Genomic DNA, 7,025 nt, shown 5'->3' with positions numbered 1-7,025 from the left:
ATCAATGAAGCAGATCATGTGTTTAATACAAAACACCCATGGAGAGCTTCAGTATTGTCAAAAGAATTAAGGCAAGTCGTTAGCGAAATTATTGACTTTTCTTCATAAAAATACCGAAGTATATGACGGTCGAACTAACGGTTTTTATACTACTATCAAAGCCTTATGGACAGCTGAACTAATGCCATATTATTTTAAATCACTTAATACAAATAAGGGTAATTTTTGAAGGCTTTAAATCTAACTTTTACATACTTCATTAAATAAATTCTTATGCGAAGACTTCCTCTAAGACTCTTTTATTGGTAGTCTCTTTAATTTCCTTTTTATTACTAACCTCTTTTGAAATATATTTCCAATTTAAGTTATTATCATATTGCAAAATACTATTACTTTCTTCTGGATTCATTACCATTAAATAAATCCACTCGTTATCTAATAAATCTTTAATGTTAGCATTATCGGCAATTATATTACTCACTCTGCTCAGTGGAGCATGTATTAGAACTGAAAGTCGTAATGGTTGATGATACATATCCTTATCAGTTTCGTTGAGAGACTGCAATGGTAAACCCATTTTTAAATCACCTCCATTACCTTGTACCACACCAAAATTACCCGTAACATTATGTGTTATTTTAGAGCCACCTCCAAACTTATTGTTGTCTACAGTAGAAAAATAGTAATGGTTATTTATCCATTGTGTTACTACCATAGGACCTTGCATTATACCCTCTAAGGCTGTTCCTTTAGAGTCTTTTTCCCAATCATACGAGTGTAAAAAGCATCTACCTCCTAGGTGTTTGTTTTTAGTAAGTGCTCTAGAACCCACTACAAAACCTGCATTTTTTGCTAATCCCCATTCTGGACGTGTTTCTGACCAACTACTTGCTTTTATATTAGCAAGTTTTACGCTACTTGTCGTAACAGCTAGTCGTTCTTGAGTTGCTGTTTCCTGAACTCTTATTAAATCTTTCTTCAAATTCTTGAGTGCTTTTTGATGCGATTGAGGTATCTGAGCATCAAATAATACTATTTCATCAGTTGTTGTATTGTGTTCTGCACCAATGAATACTGTTCTTTTAGGAATTGAAATATTATACTCATTTAAAAGTATCTCCCTTATTTGCTCATTATTTGCCATTTTTGCAAGCATACGTGCATTATGCCTACCAGGACTAGCTGCACAAGCTCCACAATCTAAACTCGAATTAAACGGATTATTGGCTGAATGACCTCCATGACCAGTAAACACAACTAGCTCGGCAAAATTTTTCCAACCCATTAAATCAAAACCAGATTTTACAATAGCCACTTGCTCTGCAATTGGAATACCTTGAGTTTCTTTTGAATCCGATTTACATGTGTGTATCTCAGTTTCGCAAAAGTCTTCATGTTTTACAACATTATTTTTCTTAAAACTATAGATTGTATTAGGAATTAAGGTTCTGGCAATCATAGATAGTCCATAGAAGAAACCAGACCCTTCAACATAACCAAATGCAGAAGGTAACATGTTTTTCATACGCTTTCTGAAGTACTCAGAAAACTTAACTTGTTTTGTCCTTCTTTGATGTTTTTTAAAGACATCAGACTTATTCTGTTGAGCTTTTTCTTCTACCTTGTAGGCAGAATTTAGGATTGGAGGGCATGATTTTCGCTGTATGCCATCCTCTAAATTTTCATAATCCATCGCTATACCAAAAAAACCAGCATAACCAAATGTTTCATAATTACCTTGAGACTCTACATGTCTTCTAATTAATTCGCTACGCGTATCGATACAGAATACAAGTTGTGCATCTGGTGTAGATGGTTCACTATGATTCGCTTCTGTAACATCTATCTCTTTTAATAAACTCTTTTGAAAACTTTTTTCCCAGGCTTTTAGAAAGGTAAGTTGTAGCTTAGAAAATGAGTCGTCTGGTGAGGTCTCCGATTTAGTAGGAACAATATTATAATTCAGGTTTTTAGCTATCCATAAGCGCACTGCCAAGTAATCTTGAATAGTAATAGGGAAAGCTTCTTGCCATGGTGAATTATAATGATTTCTGTGATTGATGTAGCCTGTCCAGCCTGGTAAAGCCGCTAAATGAAATCTAAAAACAGACTCATAGTTATCTTTAGAAACTTCAGCTAAAACAATTTCAAGAGCCTCTAAACTTGTTTTAGGAATAGAACTTGTTTTCTTAATGTTTAAATCATTGTCATATTTGGCTAGTTTTCTCCAGGCACTATAAAAACCTTCACTTTTATCTGGCATTTGCCACTCAGCTATACCTTCATCCATAAAAGAGGATAACCACTTAGACATGATAATATCTAGTTTGCTTGACTCTCTTTTTTTAATAATACTATTTTCTCCTTTCAGTTGATCTAAATAATAATCTAAAGATTGGCTAAAGCCATTATCTTTTAATGCATTTTCTAATAGAATTGGGTCTATTTCACCGCTACTACAAGCTTTACTGAAAACAGAACCATCTGGAAATACTCTTGCCCCTAAATCTTCCTTAGCGTGCTGCGTTGCTTTTGTAAAAGACATTTTCTCATATCCTGACAATGGGTTTGATGTTACAAATGAATAAAGTGGCCAAGTGTGACCTATTACCTTAGAAGCTTTTTCAATACTATTTTGAATATTAACTGACATATTAATTAGATTTTGTATAGGTTAATACTGACTTTTTAAACGGTTGCGAGATATTAAGTAACTTAACATATAGCCAAGGTATTCTTCGATAAAATCCGAGTTTCATTATAAAGAAACCAATAAGGAATACAATACCAAAACCTATTTCAAAAGGTGTTACCGGAATTGCAACCACAGCCATTGGTGTGTCATGCATTAAAATTGTAATACCATTGTACATTAATGCATAAATCACAATACCTACTATAAATAGTAAGGGTGGCCAAACAAGCTTTTGTATCATTGATAAGCTTTTTTGTTTTACGATGTTGTAGGTGATTTGACCAACTGTAATTGCCACTATCAGTGTTAAGAATATACTACTATCTAGTTCCATACCCTTGCCTGTTAAGGTTGTAAATAGAAATGCACCAAGTGTACCAAATACCAATACCAAAAGCGCCTGTAGTGGCTTAATTTTTAGATCTAGTTCTTTTTGAGGCACTGTTTGTTTTATTTCTTCACCTGACGAAAGAAATAAGTATGCTTTATAGAAGCCGTGTAAAATTAGATGAACGATAGCTGCATTAAAGAAACCTAATCCACATTGCATAATCATAAAGCCCATTTGAGCTATGGTAGAACACGCCAATTTTTGTTTTACGTTAACCTGTAGTAACTTAGTAAACTGCGCTAAAATTGCGGTGAGTCCACCTATTATAAAGAGAATATCGAAAGTATTTGAAGCTACAATAAGGGTTGCAAAAAGTGTTAATAGAATTCCAGATCCATTTACAAATCCCGCATGCATTAATGCAGACGCTGGCGTTGGAGATGTCATAGCAGAAAGTAGCCAGCGATGAAATGGATATATCGCAGATTGTATCATTGCAGCGACTATAACACCTATACTGGAAATAAGCGTTATGTAAAGAGGTAGATTATTCCAAGATAATATTATACTTTCTAAAGTAAATATATCTAAAGTAAAAGCTGGTAATAGTACACCCAGACTAAGGCATAACCAACCTATAAAGAAAAAGCGCTGTGCGTAATTAGCGGCAGCTTTTGCTTCTGTCCAATCTTTATCTACACCTATTAGCCTTGCCATAAAAAAGCCCATAAGCAACCAACTTCCAAGCAGTAATACTATATGGTTGGATACTACAAGAAGCATTACTGATACCGTAAAGGCAACGCATAGCAATAGAAAACGATTATAATATCTAAAACCTTTAACATAATTAGTGGCATATGTACTGATGATAGCACTAAAAAATGTAACAACGGTCCATATTAAAAAAGTAAACCCGTTAGTTCTTATTACATTTCTATATTCGAACTTTAATGCTTCTGTTGAATTAAAAACTATAAAGGCTAAATTGGCGAAAAAAAGAAGCCATAGGATTGTAGAAGCAACCTTAGCAAAACCAAACGTACTTTGATATTGATTACTATTTTTAAGTACTCTAGGATTAAGAGATCCTAAATTATTGTCTGTAAACATTGTGCTAGTGTTAATATTACACTGCAAATATTATATAATTAATTCATAAATTTTTATATATATGTTTTATAATAATCATAAATAAATATTATGTATGGCTATGAGAAAAAATAACCTCAGAAAAATTTGTGGAGAAGATGGGACTCGAACCCACGACCTCTTGACTGCCAGTCAAGCGCTCTAGCCAGCTGAGCTACATCCCCTTTTACTTTAAACCACTAAGCACTAATACCGGTATTTGAGAGCTATAAAAATCTTTCTTCAAAATTGTATCGTCTTCCCAAAGCTTTGAGAAAAACCCTCGTTTACGCCTTACTACACATAACAAATCTGGACAATGATTTTTATAATGCTCCAGCACTGCCTGAAACGTCGTAGGACTCTCTACTTTAGTAGTATTTGTTATCATACTACTTAACTCATCGTTTAGCTCAAAATCATTTTCTTTATGATATGGAGTTTTTACCAATAATATATTTACAATGGCTTTAAATTTATCTTTAATAGATTTCAAAGGGTTTAGAACGCCTTGTTTTTTAACAATTGCAGATTTAGCCGCAATTAATATTTTAACAATTGGTTTATAACTATAACCTTCAGGTACAATCAAAGTTGGTATTTGAGTCCGTTTAATAATCTTTCCTGAAGTTTTCCCTAAATAAACCTCATCTTTAATAGAGTTAGTTCTTGGTTCTAATATAATTAAATCTACATCTAGAGCTTCACAAACTTTCTCTAAAGTATCTATAAGTTTTCCTTTAAAGGTTCTTGTATATACCTCAACATCCTTGGTGTCAATAGCTGCTACATGCGCTTCTAAAAAAGCTTTTGATTCACGTTCAATAATATGATCAACCTTTATCATTGTTCCTGCTTTGGTATAAACATTATATATTTGAACAACATATAACTTTGCGCCAAAGGCCTTTGCAAAATCTACAGCGTATTGTAAATGAGATTTTGCGTTATCTGATGATCCTACAGGAACTAATATCGTTTTCATAGGTTATTAATTTGTTGCAAAAGTAAACATTATAAATGATTCGTTTAGGTAATTTAGATGATATAGATGCAATAATGCATATGACAAAAGCTTGTGCTAAAGTGATGATATCCAATGGAATTTATCAATGGAACGAACATTACCCTAACTCTACCGCTTTTATAAATGATATAAAAAGAAAAGAATTATATGTTTTGGAGATTGACGATAAACTATCTGGTACAATTGTCATTTCAACATTTATGGACGATGAATACATTCCTATTAAATGGTTAACTAAAAACGAAAATAATATTTATATACATCGTTTAGCGATTCATCCAAATGTGCAAGGAGAAGGCTACGCTAGAAAACTCATGGACTTTGCAGAACAATATGCCATAGATAACAACTATGGCTCTATAAGATTAGATACCTTTTCACAGAACAAAAGAAACCAAAAGTTTTACGAACTTCGCGGTTATAATCGATTGGGTGATATTTACTTTCCAAAACAAAGTGATTTTCCTTTTCATTGTTATGAATTAGTCCTTTGAGTACATCAATTACATTAAAACAAATTAACAAACTTGCTATTCCTGCATTAATTTCTGGTGTGTCTGAACCTATTCTTTCATTAACAGATGCTGCAATTATAGGAAATATGGACAATAATGCCACGGAATCTTTGGCAGCTGTTGGCATCGTAACCACATTTTTATCTATGCTTATTTGGGTTTTAGGGCAAACTCGCAGTGCTATTTCATCTATTGTATCTCAGTATTTAGGAGCAGATAAATTAGATGCTGTTAAAAATTTACCAGCACAGGCTATTTTTTTAATTACGTCTCTTAGTTTACTGATTATTGCAGTAACCTTTCCGTTTGCCACTCAAATTTTTAAACTTTACAATGCTTCAGATGTCATTTTAAATTATAGTGTTGATTATTACCATATCAGAGTTTTTGGGTTTCCGTTTACGCTATTCACCATCGCTGTATTTGGTACATTTAGAGGCTTGCAAAACACATATCATCCAATGCTAATAGCTATTACAGGTGCAACAGCTAATATTATTTTAGATGTGGTTTTTGTATATGGCGTTGAAGGCATCATTCCCGCTATGCATATTAAAGGTGCAGCTTATGCTAGTGTTATTGCTCAGTTAATAATGGCTGGTTTATCAACATATTACCTTCTTAAGAAAACTGATATTCCTCTGTTAGTGAAGTTCCCTTTTAATCCAGAAATAAAGCGATTTGCGTTGATGATTCTAAATTTATTCATAAGAACAATCGCACTCAATATTGCCCTATATTTTGGAACAAGCTTTGCCACTAAATATGGTACCAATTATATCGCTGCATATACCATTGCAATAAATCTTTGGTTCTTAGGCGCCTTCTTAATAGATGGGTATGCAAGCGCTGGTAATATCTTATCAGGAAAATTGTTTGGTGCAAATGACTATAAAAGTCTCATTGAATTAAGTAATAAATTAATAAAATACGGAATTATAGTCGGCTTAATAATTGGTGTTACAGGAGGTCTATTATATTTTCCAATAGGCAATCTGTTTAGTAATGACCCGACTGTATTAAAAGAGTTTTACAATATATTTTGGATTATACTCGCCATGCAACCATTATGCGCTTTAGCCTTTATTTTCGATGGTGTTTTTAAAGGTCTAGGCAGAATGAAATATTTAAGAGATGTTTTATTGTTCTCAACCCTGCTGGTGTTCATTCCAGTAATCTTATGGGCAGATGCATTAGATTATAAGCTCTACGGTGTTTTTACTGCGTTTACACTTTGGATCATTGCACGTGGTTTGCCCTTAATTATAAAATTCAGAAAAACATTTAAACCTCTTGCTCAAAACACTTAAATTTGAATAATTTTAA

5 protein-coding genes and 1 tRNA gene are annotated in these 7,025 nt (G+C 33.1%); 2 read left to right on the top strand and 4 right to left on the bottom strand.

Translation table 11 applies throughout. From position 1 onward, the window contains the following. Window positions 1-271 precede the first annotated feature (271 nt). The 4 genes from ACTG3Y_RS08705 to ACTG3Y_RS08690 all read right to left on the bottom strand — a co-directional run bounded on the left by ACTG3Y_RS08705 (window position 272) and on the right by ACTG3Y_RS08690 (window position 5,142). Window positions 272-2,653 carry a DUF2309 domain-containing protein gene (locus ACTG3Y_RS08705; RefSeq protein WP_439152536.1) on the bottom strand — a complete coding sequence of 794 codons (2,382 nt, stop codon included), beginning with the start codon at window positions 2,651-2,653 and terminating at the stop codon, window positions 272-274. 1 nt (window position 2,654) lies between these two features. Continuing rightward, entirely contained in the window at window positions 2,655-4,139 is a 1,485-nt protein-coding gene (locus ACTG3Y_RS08700; protein ID WP_439152535.1) for a proton-conducting transporter transmembrane domain-containing protein, read from the bottom strand. 129 nt (window positions 4,140-4,268) lie between these two features. Next, window positions 4,269-4,342: transfer RNA gene (locus ACTG3Y_RS08695), tRNA-Ala, on the bottom strand. Window positions 4,343-4,344: 2 nt separating this feature from the next. Then, the gene (locus ACTG3Y_RS08690; protein WP_439152534.1) at window positions 4,345-5,142 is read right to left on the bottom strand and encodes a universal stress protein; all 798 of its coding nucleotides are present in this window, start codon (window positions 5,140-5,142) and stop codon (window positions 4,345-4,347) included. 35 nt (window positions 5,143-5,177) lie between these two features. On the opposite strand from ACTG3Y_RS08690, the gene ACTG3Y_RS08685 reads away from it, so the two are divergent. Continuing rightward, the gene (locus ACTG3Y_RS08685) at window positions 5,178-5,678 is read left to right on the top strand and encodes a GNAT family N-acetyltransferase (protein WP_439152533.1); all 501 of its coding nucleotides are present in this window, start codon (window positions 5,178-5,180) and stop codon (window positions 5,676-5,678) included. Then, window positions 5,675-7,009, top strand: a complete 1,335-nt coding sequence (locus ACTG3Y_RS08680) for an MATE family efflux transporter (protein ID WP_439152532.1) — start codon at window positions 5,675-5,677, stop codon at window positions 7,007-7,009. Before ACTG3Y_RS08685 ends, ACTG3Y_RS08680 begins: the two co-directional genes overlap by 4 nt. The last annotated feature ends 16 nt before the right edge of the window (window positions 7,010-7,025 follow it).

The organism is Winogradskyella sp. (assembly GCF_965656915.1).
GTDB lineage: Bacteria > Bacteroidota > Bacteroidia > Flavobacteriales > Flavobacteriaceae > Winogradskyella.
This window is presented reverse-complemented; position numbering and strand designations above follow the sequence as displayed.